This window comes from Flavobacterium sangjuense (genome assembly GCF_004797125.1).
GTDB classification, from domain to species: domain Bacteria; phylum Bacteroidota; class Bacteroidia; order Flavobacteriales; family Flavobacteriaceae; genus Flavobacterium; species Flavobacterium sangjuense.
Genome location: NZ_CP038810.1, coordinates 323,471 through 338,501, shown reverse-complemented (window position 1 = coordinate 338,501; position 15,031 = coordinate 323,471). Strand labels below are relative to the sequence as shown.

The window sequence follows — 15,031 nt, the reverse complement described above, 5'->3', positions numbered from 1 at the left end:
ATGTCAAAAAAGAAAATTTATATACTAGTTGGAGTTGTTGTCGTATTATTAATAGTGCTTGTTACCTTAAAGTCAAAAGGAATTATTGGCGCTAATGATGATTCAAAACAAATAGAAACAGCCAAAGTTGATGAAATTACAATTGTTGAAACCGTTTCAGCTACCGGAAAAATCCAACCGGAAATTGAAGTAAAAATATCTTCGGAAGTTTCAGGAGAAATTATTGCCTTGCCTGTAAAAGAAGGACAAGTGGTAAAAAAAGGAGATTTATTGGTTAAAATAAATCCCGATTTATACACTTCGGGTTATAACAGAACTATTTCTAATTTATCTGGGACTAAAGCAGGATTAAGTCAGGCAGATGCAACATTTAAAGAAGCAAAAGCAAGTTATGACAGAAGTAAAACTTTGTATGATAAAGGAATTATTTCAAAATCAGATTGGGATAAAGCCGTAGCTACATTTGAAGGAGCAAAGGCAAACAAAGAATCGGCTTATTACAATGTACAAAGTGCCAACGCAACTGTAAAGGAAGCAAAAGATAACCTTGGGAGAACAACGATTTATGCTCCGGCTGACGGAACTATTTCTTCACTTGGGGTTGAATTAGGAGAACGTGTTTTAGGAACACAGCAAATGACAGGAACTGAAATTCTTCGCGTTGCCAACCTTAATAATATGGAAGTTGAAGTAGATGTGAATGAAAATGACATTGTAAAAATCAGCATTGGCGACAGCACCAAAATACAGGTTGATGCTTATTTGAAAAAAGAATTTAAAGGAATTGTAACCAGCATTTCCAACTCGGCCAGCACAGCAACAACGGCTGATCAGGTTACAAATTTTAAAGTAAAAGTTAGAATTTTAAAAGAATCATACCAGGATTTATTGGAAGGAAAACCGGCAACTTATTCGCCATTCAGACCAGGAATGACAGCAACCGTTGATATTATTACCAAACGAAAAGAAAAAGTTATTGGTGTGCCAATTAGTGCTGTTGTTGTAAAATCAGATACGGCTGCAACCAAAAGCTATGAGGTAAAAGAGGAAGGCGACGACAAAAAAGTTACCGCAAAAAGCGACAAGAAATTTGAATGTGTTTTTGTAAAAGTTGGGAATAAAGCCAAAATCAGAATTGTAAAAACAGGAATTCAGGATGATACTAATATTGAGGTTACTTCCGGTTTAAAGAAAGGCGACATAGTCATTGTTGGGCCTTATACAACAGTTACAAAAGACCTGAACTCTGGTGATAGAGTTACTTCGGGAAAGGATTCTGATGAAAAAGATAAAAAGGAAACTTCGGTTAAGGTTTCTGCTAATTAAAATTATTAAATCCTAAATCTTGAATTACATTCTGAATATAGAAACGGCAACCAAAAATTGTTCGGTTTCTTTGGCTAAAAATGGAGAAACTGTTTTATGCAAAGAAATCGCTGAACAAGGTTATTCTCATGCCGAGAAACTACATGTTTTTATTGAAGATATTCTAAAAGAAACAGGTGTTTCTGTTCAAGACTTGAAAGCCATTGCCGTAAGTAAAGGTCCGGGTTCTTATACCGGTTTGCGTATTGGAGTTTCCACCGCAAAAGGCTTGTGCTATGCACTTGGAATTCCGTTGATTTCTGTTGACACTTTGCAGGTTTTAGCCAAGCAGGTTGTTGTTGAAAACGGTTTAATCGTTCCAATGCTGGATGCGCGCAGAATGGAAGTTTACAGTGCCGTTTTTGATGCAAATCATAACAAAATAATGGAAGTGCAGGCTGAAGTTCTTACTGAAAACAGTTATGCCGAAATAACAGAAGCTGTTTATTTTATTGGTGATTGCCAGGAAAAATGTAAAACCGTTTTAGTAAAAAACAATTTCAACTTTCTTCCCGAAATAGTTTTTCCTTCAGCAAATGAAATGAGTTCTTTGAGCTATGAAAAATTCGTAAAAAACGAGTTTGAAGATGTGGCGTACTTTGAACCTTTTTATCTCAAGGATTTTTTGATAGCAAAACCAAAGTAAATTAGTTCTTCGAAGCTTCTTTTACAAAAGGCTGAATCACAATTCCGGCCTTATCAAATGCTTCTTTACATTCTTCTAAAACATCCGAACACATTTGTCCAAAATCAGCATTCTTTGACCATGGTTGTATTGCCAACTGAATTGCAGCATCGGTTAAAAGATTGACAGCTACATTTGGTGCCGGAGTTTTGAGTACTTTGGGATGATTTTCCAAAACCTGCATCACAATTTCTTTGGCAGTTTTAATATTGGTGTCATACGAAATATTAAAAAGCAGGTTGGCTCTTCTGTTTTTTCCTAAAGAAAAATTTGTGATAACACCATTGGATAAAATACCGTTAGGCACAAAAATAGTTTGATTGTTTCCGGTAACTAATTTGGTTACAAAAATCTGAATTTCACTTACCGTTCCGGCTACACCTTGCGCTTCTATCGAATCTCCAACTTTGAAAGGCTTAAATAAAATAATCAGCACGCCACCAGCAAAATTGGATAACGAACCTTGTAAAGACAAACCAACAGCCAACCCAATAGCTCCAAGAATAGCGACAAACGAAGAAGTTTCAATTCCGAGTTTGGAAATAAAGGTTATGAAAAGTAAAAAGCGCATTGCCCAAAGCAAACTATCGGCCAAAAAAGCGGATAATGTAGCGTCTATTTCCCGCTTAACCATAATCTTTCTCACCAAACGATTGACAAGTCGGATAACATAAAGTCCGATGAAAAGAATGATTAAAGCCGAAATCAGCTTAGGAGAATAATCAATTAAAAGTTTGATAAATTGATCAACATATTCCGCGAAGGAATGAATATAGTGCAGTTCTTTCTTTTCCATAATTTGATAAAAAATCCCGAAGTATCGGGATAAATTATTTTGGCAAAAATAGTAATTTTAAAAATTAATCGGCATTTTCATCAGCCGGTTTTATGACGTCTTCTGCTTTTGTTCTTATTTCTTCAGCATCTTCGGAAGCATCATTTGCAAAGGCATTTTTTACACTTGCCACAGCATTTTCTGCCATTTCTTCTGCTTTTTCAGCATATTCACTTGCCTTTTCTTTTACCGTTTCTACCGCATTTTCAAGCGTTTCTTTAGCAGCCGGAATATGTTCGCTTACTTTTTCTCTTGCGGTATCCACAAAATCTTCCACTTTGTCTACTAATGGAGCTGCGGCTACTTTTGCTTTTTCTAATGTTTCTTCAGCAAAAGTTTCTGCTTTATCTGATACTTCTTTTGGCGATGAACCAAACAACTTTTTAAAAAAATCTCCTAATGCCATGACTGTAGTTTTTAGTTTGTTAATAATAACAATATTACGATTTTTCTGCGATTAAATTCTTATAGTATCATGGATTTCTTTACTATCATTGGTTGGTTGTTGGCAAGTTTTGTTCTGACATAAATAAAATAAGGTTTCGTTATCTGAAAAGCGATTTTCCAGAAATGGGAGTTTAGAAACTGTCGAACTTCCTGCAATAATGATGTTTGGTAAATAAGCTTGATTTATTTTTTGTAAATGTTCTAAAGCATTATTTCCACAAATTGCAAGTTCTTTATTTTGTTCCGAAAAATGTAAAAGTACGTTCAGCCAATTCGAAAATGCCGAAGGATAAGTAACCGTTGGAATAATATTCTGAACCATTTGCCGGCAGATTTTTTCATAGTAATTATTCTCGAAATAAATGCTCAATTTGAATAAAGCATCGGCCATTACCGAATTCGAAGCAGGAATCACATTGTCTTCCACTTCAAAATGGTTTGTGATTAATGCTTCATCCTGATGTGAAGTAAACGAGAAAAATTGGGCTTTCTCATCATAAAAATTATCAAAAACATAATCCGTTAATTGCTTGGCATTTTGCAGCCATTTCTCATCAAACGTTACTTCGTATAAAGAAATAAGCGCCTGAATGACATGAGCGTAATCTTCCAGAAAACCATTGATGGTGGCCTTTCCGTCTTTGTAACTGTGTTTTAAATTTCCTTCTGAACTCCAAATATTTTTGATAATAAAATCAGCATTTTGTAAAGCAATGTTTAAATAGTTTTGGTTGCCCAATGCTTTATACGCTTCTACAAAACCTTTGAGCATAATGGCATTCCATGAGGTTAAACACTTATCATCCAATCTTGGTTTGCTGCGTTTCTCTCTTTCGATATAAAGAATTTGTTCCCAATCTTTTTTCTTTTGGACCAAACTTTCTAAATCGATATTTTGTCGAAAAGCGATTTCTTCCAATGATTGATTTTGGATTAAAACATAATTTTCATGTTCCCAAAATCCGAATTCGTTGATGTTGAAAACCACCGAAAATAATTCGAAATCGTCTTGAAGTAACTCTTGTAATTCTGACTTTGTCCAAACATAAAAAGCGCCTTCTTCAAGATGATTTTTTGCGTTTAAACTATCGGCGTCAAGCGCGGAATAAAAACTTCCGTCTTTTGTGAGCCATTCTTTTTCGACAAATTGTAATGTTTTTTCAATGACTTCCTTATAGAGTTTATTTCCGGTCAATTTATAAGCATTGGCATAAAGCGAAATTAATTGCCCGTTGTCATAAAGCATTTTTTCAAAGTGTGGCACATGCCATTTCATATCGACAGAATAGCGCGAAAATCCGCCGTCAACAGTGTCGAACAATCCGCCATGAGCCATTTTTGTCAACGTTAGATTTACAAAATCCAGTATCGTTTGGTTTTTGGTTTGATAACCAAATCGCAATAGAAATTCATAATTGGTTGGCATCATAAATTTTGGTGCACGAGCCATTCCGCCAAAATCCCAATCGAAACTTTTTTGCCATTTGGAAACCAAAGATTCAAGAATTTCAAAATTAAAATTCGTTTCCGAATCGTTTTTTGAAATGATACTCAACGATTGTAAGCCGTCATTTAGTTTTTTGGCATAATCCAAAATGACTTCCGGTTTTTCGATATAAATTTCCTGAAGTCTTTCTAACGAATTTATCCAGTCGTTTTTTCTGAAATAGGTTCCGCCCCAAATGGGTCTTCCGTCGGGCAAAGTCACGACATTCATTGGCCAGCCTCCATGTCCGGTCATAATTTGAACCGCTTTCATATACACGGCATCAATATCAGGGCGTTCTTCGCGGTCAATTTTGATGCTGATAAAATTTGCATTCATTGTAGAAGCCACTTCGTCATCTTCGAAACTTTCGTGTTCCATTACGTGGCACCAATGGCAAGCTGAGTAACCGATGCTGATGATTATCAGTTTGTTTTCTTTTTTGGCTAAAGCCAAAGAATTGGCATTCCATGCTTTCCAATGAACAGGATTATTGGCGTGTTGCAATAAATATGGACTCGTTTCGAGATGTAGTTCGTTCATTTTTGACATTAAAAAAGCGCCCAAAATAGGACGCTTAAAGTTAGTTTTTTATTTTGAATAATTGCTTATCCGTTAAGTGCTTCAACCACAATATCTTTATCGTTGAGCATGTCTTTCAGCATATTTTCGATGCCACTTTTTAAGGTAAATGTAGAAGAAGGACAACCGTTGCAGGCGCCTTGAAGCACTACTTTTACACGTTTTTCAGTTTCATCATACGAATCAAAAAGGATATTTCCGCCATCAGCAGCAACGGCTGGTTTTACATATTCTTCCAAAATATTGATAATTTGCTGTGAAGTAGTATCAAGATTATCGAAGTTTTTGATTTGTTGTTTTTCCTGTTTTTCTGAATTTACAATTTGACTTTCGTCAATCACAGTTCCGCCATTTTCGATAAACTGTTTGATGAAGGTGCGCAATTCCAATGTGATTTCATCCCATGAAATGCTATCATACTTGGTAACCGAAATATAATTTTCGGCTATAAAAATTTCTTTCACATAATGGAATTTGAATAATTCCTGTGCTAATGGCGATGGTTTTGCTTCGTCAATATTTTTGAATTCGGCTGCTGTTTTGGTCAATGCTTTATTCACTACGAATTTCAATGAAGCCGGATTTGGTGTGGTTTCACCATAAACAGTTATGGGTTGCTTTTTGGTTGGATTGTCATTTGGCAACACAATCACGCCGTCGTTATTGACAAAATTTTCAATTTGTTCAGCAACATCTTCTTGAACATCAGACCATTCAACAATGCTGTATCTTTCTATTGCAATAAAATTCCCTGAGATATAAACAGTTTTTACAAAAGGGAGATAAAACAATTGTTGCGCTAGAGGGGAATTTTTAGCCTCATCAATATTTTTGAACTCAAAGCTTTCGTTTTGCGTTATAAATTCGGGAAATTCAAATTTTAATATAGTTGGGTTTTGAGTTTCTTTTATGTTGATTTTCATTGGGAAAGTATATTTTTATGCAAATTTAACAAAGTTATTTTCTGTGAATGGCTATATTTGGACAATTAAACAATTAATTAACATATTGCAGGTAAAAACCTGTGTGCATTATTCCTTTCCCAACAGGAAAAGGGAGCAATGATATTTGAATATTGTTGTAATAGATAGAAAACTTATTACAAAAATTTATATATTTGAGCGCCGTGTTGAATTAATGCACCAAATCAGTTGAAAAGCAGTAAAGAAAGGTGAATTGGTTTAACATTAAGCACATAGAAAATCTTGCAGCATAACATTTAGAACCCATTTCTTATTAATAAATATAGTTAACAATGAATTTTAGAAAGATTTATTTATTAGCACTACTAGTAGTAGCACAATTTGCACATTCACAGGAAGGATTACCCGTGTATTCGGATTATTTATCTGATAATTATTATTTGCTTCACCCTTCAATGGCCGGAGCTGCAAATTGCGCCAAATTAAGACTAACAGCAAGACAACAATGGTTGGGACAAAAGGACGCGCCAGCGTTGCAAACATTGAGTTTCAATGGCGCATTAGGTGAAAGATCCGGAGGTGGAATTATTGTTTTTAACGATAAAAACGGTTATCACTCTCAGACAGGTATGAAATTGACCTATGCACACCATATTATGTTTTCACGTGATAATGTTGATTTAAACCAACTTTCGTTTGGTATGAGTGCTGGTTTTATTCAAAGTAATTTGGATGAAACAACATTTTATGACAACAATCCTTCTTTTGATCCTTTGATTTTTGGTTCAATTCAAAAGTCGACTTATTTTAATGTTGATATTGGAGCGTCATATAACTTTCTTGATTTCTATGTTCATGGAACAGTTAAAAATGCATTGGCAAGTGACAGAAAGTTATATACTGATAGCGAGCCGGTAAATTTGAGAAGATTCATTTTAAACGCCGGTTATACTTTTGGTGATGCTGAACAAATTCTATGGGAACCATCTTTTATGTTTCAACTTGTTACGCTAACCCAGGAGAAAACGGTTGACTTTAACATTAAAGCCTATAAAGACTTAAATTTCGGAAGACTATGGGGTGGATTATCATATAGAAGAAGTCTTGATGGGGCGCAATATGTACAAGGTAACAGTGTTGCTGATCAAAAGCTGCAATATATAACACCAATAATTGGCGTTAATTTTAAAAATTATGTGTTTTCGTATACCTATTCTCATTTGTTAGGTGATGTTAAATTTGATGCAGGTGGATTTCACCAAATAACTTTAGGACTTAATTTATTCTGCAAACCAGAGAAATATCACTGTAATTGTCCTGCCATTAATTAATACAAATAACTGTCCCGATTTATCGGGACAATTTTTTTTTAACCATGATACTAAAAGCTGTAAACGGTAAAAGCCCACAAATTCCCGAAGATTGTTTTGTTGCTGAAAATGCAACAATTGTTGGTGATGTTGTTTTGGGAAAATCCTGCAGTGTTTGGTTCAATGCCGTTATTCGTGGCGATGTTCACTATATAAAAATAGGAGATAAGGTAAACATTCAGGATGGGGCAATTATTCATTGTACGTATCAAAAGCATCCGACCGAAATTGGTAACAATGTTTCAATTGGTCATAATGCAATTGTACATGGATGCAAAGTTCATGACAATGTATTAATCGGAATGGGTGCTATTGTGATGGATAATTGTGTTGTGGAAAGCAATTCTATTATTGCAGCCGGAGCAGTGGTTACTCAAAATACGGTAGTTGAATCGGGGACGATTTGGGCAGGTGTTCCTGCTAAGAAAGTAAAAGACATTGATCAATCTGATTTTGCCGGCGAAATTGAGCGTATTTCTAATAACTACGTGATGTATTCAAGTTGGTTTAAAGACGAATAAAGAATGCCTTTAGTTTGAGTCTAGCCTCTCGTCAGAATGACGAGACGGGAACATGGTTAAAAAAATTCCCACAAGTTTGGCTCCTAAAAATCTTTAGTAATTACTTCGTATTTATTATTTAAAATATCCTTCAATACTTTTGGGTCTGAATTGGAATAGAAAATTGCCTTTGCAACATTCTTTTCATTATTCAATCCGTTTCTTTCCAATAAAACATTTTTAGTTTGACGCGCAACTGCTTCGCCGGAATCGATGATTTTGATTTCTTTTGGAAGTATTTTTTTTATCTGTGGAATCAAATAAGGATAATGGCTGCAGCCTAATACCAAATAATCAATATTGGCAGCTATCATAGGTTCCAAATAGAGATGAAGCAGTTCGTTCATTTTTGGCGAATTCATCTCGCCATTTTCAATTAGCGGAACTAAACCGTGTCCAATTTGTTCAATGATTTTGGTGTCATGGAATTTCTCAGCAGTTTGGTGAAACAATTCACTATTCAGTGTTCCCTGAGTGGCAAGAATACCAATTACATGTTTTTGAGAATTTATGGCTGCCGGTTTAATGGCTGGTTCAATGCCGATGAATGGGACATCGTATTTTGCACGTAATTCTTTGATAGCGTTGGTCGTTGCCGTATTACAAGCCACAACTATTATTTTGGCGTTTTGATTCAGAAGAAACTCGGTATTTTTAATACTTAGCGCAATAATTTCTTCTTTTGATTTTTGACCATAAGGCGCATTTTTGCTATCGGCAAGATAAATGGTATCTTCATTTGGAAGCAAATTGTGAATTGCTGTCCAAATGGAAGTGCCTCCAATTCCCGAATCAAAAAGCCCTATAGGATTGTTGTTTTGCATAGAAACAAAAGTAAAAAAAAACTGCTCAATTAGTTGAGCAGTTTTTAATAGTATTATGATTTTATATTAAAATCCTAAATCTTTTTTAATGTCAGCGGTTAAATCCGGACCATCAGCTAAAAGTAAATCAGCAAGGTTTAAAACGTATTGGTATCCTTTTGCTTTACCAACTTTTGCAATCGAAGCTTTGATTTTATCCATTAATGGTTTTACCATATCTGCTTCTTTCTTTTGCAATTCTTTTTGAGCATTGTCTCTGTAATCAGTAATACGTTTAACTAAGTCTTGAACTTCAGTTTGACGTGTTGCATTTACAGCGTCTCCAACAGTTGCAGCTTCCTGGTCGTATTTTTTGATTTTGTTTTGGTATTCCTCAGCCATCGTTTTGTATTCCGCATCGTAAGTTCCGCTCAATTTTTCTAATTGTTTTTGAGCATCAAGCATCGCCGGCATTTTAGAAATTAGTTCATTTACATCTACGTGTGCAACTTTAGCTTGTGCATTCATTGTAAAGCTTGCTCCTAAACATAACACTGTAGCTAGTAATAATGATTTCAATCGTTTCATTTTAAAAAGTATTAATTAATTATTTGTTATTATTATTTTATTCTGTTTTTGGTTTATTCTTTTCTTCTTCTTTTGCTTTCTTCGCGTCTTCTTTTGCTTTTTTTGCAGCTTCTCTATCTTCCAGAATTTTTTTCTTTTTGTCTTCCAAAGCCTTTTTTCTATCTTCTAAAAGTTTAGCTCTTTCAGCAGCTTTAACGGCTTTAGGATCTACGACTGTTGAATCAGCTGTTTTGTTTGCTTCAGTTGGCGTTGTTGTTTTATCATCAACAGGTTTGTCTTTAGCAGGAACCGTGCCAGTTTTTTTAGCATTTTTGGCCTCTAATAATTCAGCTCTCTTTGCTGCTTGTTCCGCTTTTTTAGTTTCGGCAGCTGCTTTTCTATCAGCTACTAGTTGTTCTCTTGCTTTCTTTTTGTCTTCCAATGCTTTTTTACGAGCTTCTAAGGTTGGGTTTGCATCTAGGGCAGCATCTTCAAGCGCATCTTTTGCTTCTTGCTGCTTAACTTGTTTTGCGCTCATTTGCTCTCTTTTCTCTGCTCGTGTAATAACTCTGATAACCTGGTCACTTATGTCATATCTCTTAGCAGCGAAAAGCATGGTTAAATCAGAAGCTTTATCAAAAACAAAGTCAAATTTTTTAGCTTCAGCAATATCTTGAACAGCAGTAAAAACCTGATCTTGAATTGGTTTTACCAAAACCGCTTTTTGGGTAATTAAATCGCCATTTGGTCCAAACTTTTTTTGTTGAAAGTCTAAAAGTTCCGTTTCCTGAAATTTTATTTCCTCTTCACGTTCGTCTATTAACTCTTTGGTCAATAAGGCTCTTTCTGTTTTTAAGGCATCTTTTAATTTTGCAATTTCAATTTTTTTGGCTTCAATATCTTGTTTCCACTTTTGTGCTTTTTGCTCTAATTGACTTTTTGCTTCACTATAATCAGGGACATTTTGTAGAATATATTCCATGTCTATATAGCCAATTTTAACACCCTTAGATTGTGCATTTGTCTGATATACAGTAGATAAAGTTATAATTGATATTAAAATGTATTTTTTCATTCTTAATATGATTTAGAAATATTGTATCAAATATAATTAAAATTGTTGACCAATTATAAAATGTGTTTCCCAACCATTAGGTTTTGTACTGCCAGTATTAGGAAGCGCATCAAAGCCATGGGCAAAGTCAATTCCTAATAATCCAAATGCAGGCATAAATACTCTCAAACCAAATCCGGCAGAACGTTGTAGCACAAATGGGTTGTATTCTTTGAAAGTGTCATAAGATGATCCGGCTTCTAAGAAAGTCAGTGCATAAATTGATGCAGCTGCTTTTAATGTCAATGGATATCTTAATTCTAGTGAGAATTTATTGTAAACAGTTGCGCCATCTTGTGAAGATAATGATTGGTTTGGATAACCTCTTAATTGAACAACTTCTCTTCCGTCTAATGAAAAGTTAGCCAGTCCATCACCACCAACAAAGAATCTCTCAAAAGGCACTAATCCACGACCACTATTATAAGCGCCTAAATAACCAAATTCGCCTAAGGCTCTTAATACTAATGCTTTTGATTGTGATCCTGCTAATCTTGTATACCAATCGGCTTTAAACTTTATTTTGTAATATTCGAGCCAGTTAAATTTTTGCTGATCAACCTTTGATCTGTCTGCAGCAGCATTTTGTGCAACGCCTGCTGCCGTATAATCACTACCAAGAGTCTGATAAATTCCGGAACCAGGAGTAGTTTCCTGCAAGTAATCTCCAATAGCTGGAATAGCTCCGTTATCTGTTTGTATATAATTTATACCTGCGTTTTCTCTATAGGTAAGCTTATAATCCTTTTGTTTTTCTAAATTGGCATAATCTATTCCGTTAAATAATGAATATGGCAAAGTGAACTTTGCTGAAACACTAAATTCAGAACCGGATGTTGGGAAAATTGGATTTACTCCTTTATTATTTCTACTCAAACCAAGCGTATATGCTAAGTTTCTTGAAGAACCGTCTCCGAAAGTAAACAATCCGGTGTTATAGTTGTTCAAATCATAATACTGAAAACTCACAGAACTTGAAAACACAAAGAAATCATCCGGAATAGTCAGTCTTTTTGCAATACCAACAGACAATGAAGTGATGTTAAAACTCTTATCTCTATCTACGTTAGTTGATCTTCCTGAGTAAAGAAATTGTTTACTATGCGACAATGAACTTGAAAATTGAATTGGTTTTTTTCCGCCAAGCCATGGTTCAGAAAACGATAAACTATAGGTCTGGAAAAACGAACTTGCCTGTAAACGCAAGGCAACTTTTTGTCCGTCACCCATTGGAAGCGGTTTGTATGCTTCTTTTTTAAACATATTTCTTGCTGAGAAATTATTGAAAGACAATCCTAAAGTCCCAATAAATCCGCCACCGCCATAACCACCTTGAAGTTCAATTTGGCTGGATCCTTTTTCAACAACATTGTACTCAATGTCAACTGTTCCGGCAGCAGGATCAACGTTTTTGAATTTTGGGTCAATCGCTTCAGGGTCAAAGAACCCTAATTGTCCAATTTCTCTAATAGTTCTAACCAAATCTTCTTTGCTGTATTTTTGACCTGGCTGCGTTCTTAATTCTCTGTAAATTACTCGGTCATTTGTTTTGTCATTTCCAACAACCGTAATATTGTTAAAGTAGGCAATCGGACCTTCGGTAACTCTAATTTCAAAATCAATAGTGTCGTTAGCCGTTTTTACTTCAACGGCGTTAATGTTCGAAAATAAATAACCATTGTTTTGATATAAGTTGGTAAGATCATCTCCGTCAGGTTTTGATTTATCGGCAATTCTTTTTTCAAGTAAAACACCATTATAAGTATCTCCTTTTTTGATTCCCAGAACTCTTCCAAGCGTTTGATCTGAATAAACAGAATTTCCAAGGAATTTCATGTTTCCAAAATAGTATTTTCTGCCTTCTTCAACTTTTACATTGATTGCTAACTTTGATTTTTTGGCATTTAAAAACACAGAATCGCTTGTAACACGCGCATCTCTGTATCCTTTTTCTTTATACTTATCAATGATAGAAGCAAGGTCTTCTTTGTATTTGTCTTTGATGTATTTTGATGCTTTGAAAATACGAATCGGATTAATCTGTTTCGTGTTTTTCATTGCCTTCCTCAATTTGGCATCAGAGAATTTTTCATTGCCATCAAAAGTTATTCGGGAAATCTTCAGCTTATCGCCTTTATCAATATTGACAAGCATTTTAACATTATTACCTTCGGTTGTATCCGGAATAGTTTTTATAAAAACTTTGGTATTAAAATAACCGTCTTTTTTGTATTTGTTTTCAATGTAATTTTTAGTCGTTGTAATCAGGTTTTCATTTACAATTTTTCCTTTTGTCAATGAATTATCTTTAATAAGGCCTTCTACTTTTGATTTTTTAACACCTTGAATTTTAGCTTCGCTAAGTTTAGGAAGTTCAACAATATCTAAGTCTAACCAAATGCTATCCGCTTCCACCTTATTTACATAAAAATCAATGTCGCTAAAAAGACCAAGTTTTCCTAGTTTTTTAATGGCGTTGCTTAATTCTTCTCCCGGAACTGTCAGTTGTTGTCCTTTTTCTAAACTGGCAAATGTGACAACCGTTTGCTCGTTGTAGCTGATTTTACCGTTAACTTTTACATTAGCTAGAATATATTTTTTGCCTTGTTCGAATGGGATTCTGTCTTGGGCTTGTAATTGAAAAATAGTTCCAAATAATAAAATGAATAGGAATATTTTTGAAGGGTTAATCTGCACTGAAATTTTATTTAATTTGTTCACTTGTTTTTCCAAATCTTCTTTCTCTTTTTTGATAGCTAATAATGGCTGCATATAAATCATCTTCTTTAAAATCGGGCCATAAAACATCGGTAAAATAAAATTCTGCATAGGCTATCTGCCATAACAAAAAATTACTAATACGGTGCTCGCCGCTGGTTCTAATCACTAAATCTACATCGGGTAAATTGTGCGTGTAAAGATGCTCATTTATAATTGATTCATCAAGAGTGTCTATAGAAATTATATTATTTTTAACTTTCTCACTTATAATTTTAACAACATTTAACAATTCCTCTCTGGAACCATAGCTTAACGCCAATGTCAGCGTCATTCTTGTGTTGTTTTTTGTTTTTTCGATGACAGATAAAAGCTCATTTTTAGCTTTTGTTGGAAGCAATTCAATGTTCCCGATACAGTTTAACCGAATGTTGTTTTTTTCTAAAGTTGCCAGTTCTTTTTTTAGTGAATTGACCAATAACTTCATCAAGGTATCAACCTCCAACTTTGGTCTGTTCCAGTTTTCGGTAGAAAAGGCATATAATGTTAGATTTTCAATTCCTAGTTTGGCACAGGTTTCAACCGTAATTCTGACTGATTTTGTTCCTTTTTCGTGACCAAATGCCCTTAGTAAACCTTGTTGTTTCGCCCAACGACCATTTCCATCCATAATTATGGCCAGATGTTTTGGTAAGTTGTCTTTATTAATGGTTTCTAATAAGCTCATTTTTTATTCTTTGCAATAACAAGGTTTCTCAGTAAAAGTGTATGTAATCGTAAATCCGCTGAACACATACCAATCCTTACTGTTTAAATTACCAAATTTCAATGGTTCAAAATTTCCGTTTTTTGGCAAACTTCCATCTAAATTATCAGTGAAAGTATATCTCGCCCCAACTTCAAATCCTAAAACTATATTTTCAAACACATTACTTTTAACGCCAACTATCATTGGAATGACGAGCGTACCGGCTCTATCATCTTTTTTTGTTTCTCCATTAATTACATACAATTCATCGTAAAAAGTATAAGTAAGACCTGTGTAGACATATGGAGTCACTTTTCTTGTCAGCACTTCATGTAGGTTAAAATCAAAAAAATTGAATTCTAATCCTGCTGAAAACTCTTTTATCTCATTTTTAAATGTATAGCCTCTTTCAACTCTTCCTTTTACATCAGAATCTAAATCATTTCCGATAATAGTCGACTGTGTATAGGAAAATCTATAGGAATGTCTTGGGCTTTTATTCCATTTGTATAAAATACCTATGGCTAATTTTTCAGGAGAAACATAAGTGGTTTTACCTACGTCTCCTATGAAATTACTCCCGCCTAAGAAAACACCAATTTCATTAATTTGTGCAGTCAAAACATTCTGGAAAATCAAACAAAAAAATAATACTAAAATCCTTTTCATCAAATTGAAAATAGCGTGCAAATATAACAATTCTCAGTACTTATTTAACATGAATTTTATATTTCTGTTAAATTAAATAAAGTGCTGATTATTATTGGTCTTGCAATGGTTTCTATTCTAAAACGGTATTTTTAGAATTGTAGTATAAACAGAAGCGTA

Annotated in this window: 14 protein-coding genes; 4 read left to right on the top strand and 10 right to left on the bottom strand. The window is 34.4% G+C overall.

Features of this window, described 5'->3' with window-relative positions:
- Together GS03_RS01445 and tsaB are read left to right on the top strand one after the other, a co-directional pair.
- On the top strand, nucleotides 1-1,326 hold the full coding sequence (locus tag GS03_RS01445) for an efflux RND transporter periplasmic adaptor subunit (RefSeq protein ID WP_136150801.1): 1,326 nt from the start codon (nucleotides 1-3) through the stop codon (nucleotides 1,324-1,326).
- Nucleotides 1,327-1,345: 19 nt separating this feature from the next.
- Nucleotides 1,346-2,011, top strand: coding sequence for a tRNA (adenosine(37)-N6)-threonylcarbamoyltransferase complex dimerization subunit type 1 TsaB (gene tsaB, locus GS03_RS01440; RefSeq protein WP_136150800.1), 666 nt, complete (start codon nucleotides 1,346-1,348; stop codon nucleotides 2,009-2,011).
- Between the two features lies 1 nt (nucleotide 2,012).
- Here the strand turns inward: tsaB and GS03_RS01435 are convergent, their stop codons facing one another.
- From GS03_RS01435 to GS03_RS01420, 4 genes are all read right to left on the bottom strand, one after another.
- Nucleotides 2,013-2,846, bottom strand: a complete 834-nt coding sequence (locus tag GS03_RS01435; protein WP_136150799.1) for a mechanosensitive ion channel family protein — start codon at nucleotides 2,844-2,846, stop codon at nucleotides 2,013-2,015.
- A 64-nt stretch (nucleotides 2,847-2,910) separates the two neighbouring features.
- Nucleotides 2,911-3,291: a YtxH domain-containing protein gene (locus GS03_RS01430; RefSeq protein ID WP_136150798.1), complete on the bottom strand. Its 381-nt coding sequence runs from the start codon at nucleotides 3,289-3,291 to the stop codon at nucleotides 2,911-2,913.
- A gap of 51 nt (nucleotides 3,292-3,342) precedes the next feature.
- Nucleotides 3,343-5,361 carry a thioredoxin domain-containing protein gene (locus GS03_RS01425; protein ID WP_136150797.1) on the bottom strand — a complete coding sequence of 673 codons (2,019 nt, stop codon included), beginning with the start codon at nucleotides 5,359-5,361 and terminating at the stop codon, nucleotides 3,343-3,345.
- A gap of 65 nt (nucleotides 5,362-5,426) precedes the next feature.
- Nucleotides 5,427-6,323 carry a NifU family protein gene (locus tag GS03_RS01420; protein WP_136150796.1) on the bottom strand — a complete coding sequence of 299 codons (897 nt, stop codon included), beginning with the start codon at nucleotides 6,321-6,323 and terminating at the stop codon, nucleotides 5,427-5,429.
- A gap of 332 nt (nucleotides 6,324-6,655) precedes the next feature.
- Between GS03_RS01420 and GS03_RS01415 the strand changes: the two genes are divergently transcribed.
- Both GS03_RS01415 and GS03_RS01410 read left to right on the top strand, forming a co-directional pair.
- Nucleotides 6,656-7,654 (top strand): PorP/SprF family type IX secretion system membrane protein, encoded by a 999-nt coding sequence (locus GS03_RS01415; RefSeq protein WP_136150795.1) that lies wholly within the window; start codon nucleotides 6,656-6,658, stop codon nucleotides 7,652-7,654.
- 44 nt (nucleotides 7,655-7,698) lie between these two features.
- Entirely contained in the window at nucleotides 7,699-8,214 is a 516-nt protein-coding gene (locus GS03_RS01410; RefSeq protein WP_136150794.1) for a gamma carbonic anhydrase family protein, read from the top strand.
- Nucleotides 8,215-8,297: 83 nt separating this feature from the next.
- Here GS03_RS01410 and murI read toward each other — a convergent pair whose 3' ends face one another.
- From murI to porG, 6 genes are all read right to left on the bottom strand, one after another.
- Nucleotides 8,298-9,077 (bottom strand): glutamate racemase, encoded by a 780-nt coding sequence (gene murI / locus GS03_RS01405; RefSeq protein WP_136150793.1) that lies wholly within the window; start codon nucleotides 9,075-9,077, stop codon nucleotides 8,298-8,300.
- 66 nt (nucleotides 9,078-9,143) lie between these two features.
- Nucleotides 9,144-9,644 (bottom strand): OmpH family outer membrane protein, encoded by a 501-nt coding sequence (locus GS03_RS01400; protein WP_136150792.1) that lies wholly within the window; start codon nucleotides 9,642-9,644, stop codon nucleotides 9,144-9,146.
- Nucleotides 9,645-9,681: 37 nt separating this feature from the next.
- Nucleotides 9,682-10,698, bottom strand: a complete 1,017-nt coding sequence (locus tag GS03_RS01395; RefSeq protein WP_136150791.1) for an OmpH family outer membrane protein — start codon at nucleotides 10,696-10,698, stop codon at nucleotides 9,682-9,684.
- Nucleotides 10,699-10,734: 36 nt separating this feature from the next.
- Nucleotides 10,735-13,509 (bottom strand): BamA/OMP85 family outer membrane protein, encoded by a 2,775-nt coding sequence (locus GS03_RS01390; RefSeq protein ID WP_136150790.1) that lies wholly within the window; start codon nucleotides 13,507-13,509, stop codon nucleotides 10,735-10,737.
- Nucleotides 13,442-14,182: an isoprenyl transferase gene (locus GS03_RS01385; protein WP_136150789.1), complete on the bottom strand. Its 741-nt coding sequence runs from the start codon at nucleotides 14,180-14,182 to the stop codon at nucleotides 13,442-13,444. The genes GS03_RS01390 and GS03_RS01385 overlap by 68 nt, the downstream gene beginning before the upstream one ends.
- A gap of 3 nt (nucleotides 14,183-14,185) precedes the next feature.
- Nucleotides 14,186-14,872, bottom strand: a complete 687-nt coding sequence (gene porG, locus GS03_RS01380; protein WP_136150788.1) for a type IX secretion system protein PorG — start codon at nucleotides 14,870-14,872, stop codon at nucleotides 14,186-14,188.
- Nucleotides 14,873-15,031: the final 159 nt, after the last annotated feature.

Bases quoted from the DNA above. Each gene is read 5' to 3' on its own strand.
- GS03_RS01385 (WP_136150789.1), bottom strand. From the start codon at position 14,182: ATGAGCTTATTAGAAACCATTAATAAAGACAACTTACCAAAACATCTG.
- GS03_RS01420 (WP_136150796.1), bottom strand. From the start codon at position 6,323: ATGAAAATCAACATAAAAGAAACTCAAAACCCAACTATATTAAAATTT.
- GS03_RS01445 (WP_136150801.1), top strand. From the start codon at position 1: ATGTCAAAAAAGAAAATTTATATACTAGTTGGAGTTGTTGTCGTATTA.
- GS03_RS01435 (WP_136150799.1), bottom strand. From the start codon at position 2,846: ATGGAAAAGAAAGAACTGCACTATATTCATTCCTTCGCGGAATATGTT.
- GS03_RS01415 (WP_136150795.1), top strand. From the start codon at position 6,656: ATGAATTTTAGAAAGATTTATTTATTAGCACTACTAGTAGTAGCACAA.
- GS03_RS01390 (WP_136150790.1), bottom strand. From the start codon at position 13,509: ATGCAGCCATTATTAGCTATCAAAAAAGAGAAAGAAGATTTGGAAAAA.
- GS03_RS01410 (WP_136150794.1), top strand. From the start codon at position 7,699: ATGATACTAAAAGCTGTAAACGGTAAAAGCCCACAAATTCCCGAAGAT.
- GS03_RS01425 (WP_136150797.1), bottom strand. From the start codon at position 5,361: ATGAACGAACTACATCTCGAAACGAGTCCATATTTATTGCAACACGCC.
- GS03_RS01430 (WP_136150798.1), bottom strand. From the start codon at position 3,291: ATGGCATTAGGAGATTTTTTTAAAAAGTTGTTTGGTTCATCGCCAAAA.
- GS03_RS01400 (WP_136150792.1), bottom strand. From the start codon at position 9,644: ATGAAACGATTGAAATCATTATTACTAGCTACAGTGTTATGTTTAGGA.
- porG (WP_136150788.1), bottom strand. From the start codon at position 14,872: ATGAAAAGGATTTTAGTATTATTTTTTTGTTTGATTTTCCAGAATGTT.
- GS03_RS01395 (WP_136150791.1), bottom strand. From the start codon at position 10,698: ATGAAAAAATACATTTTAATATCAATTATAACTTTATCTACTGTATAT.
- murI (WP_136150793.1), bottom strand. From the start codon at position 9,077: ATGCAAAACAACAATCCTATAGGGCTTTTTGATTCGGGAATTGGAGGC.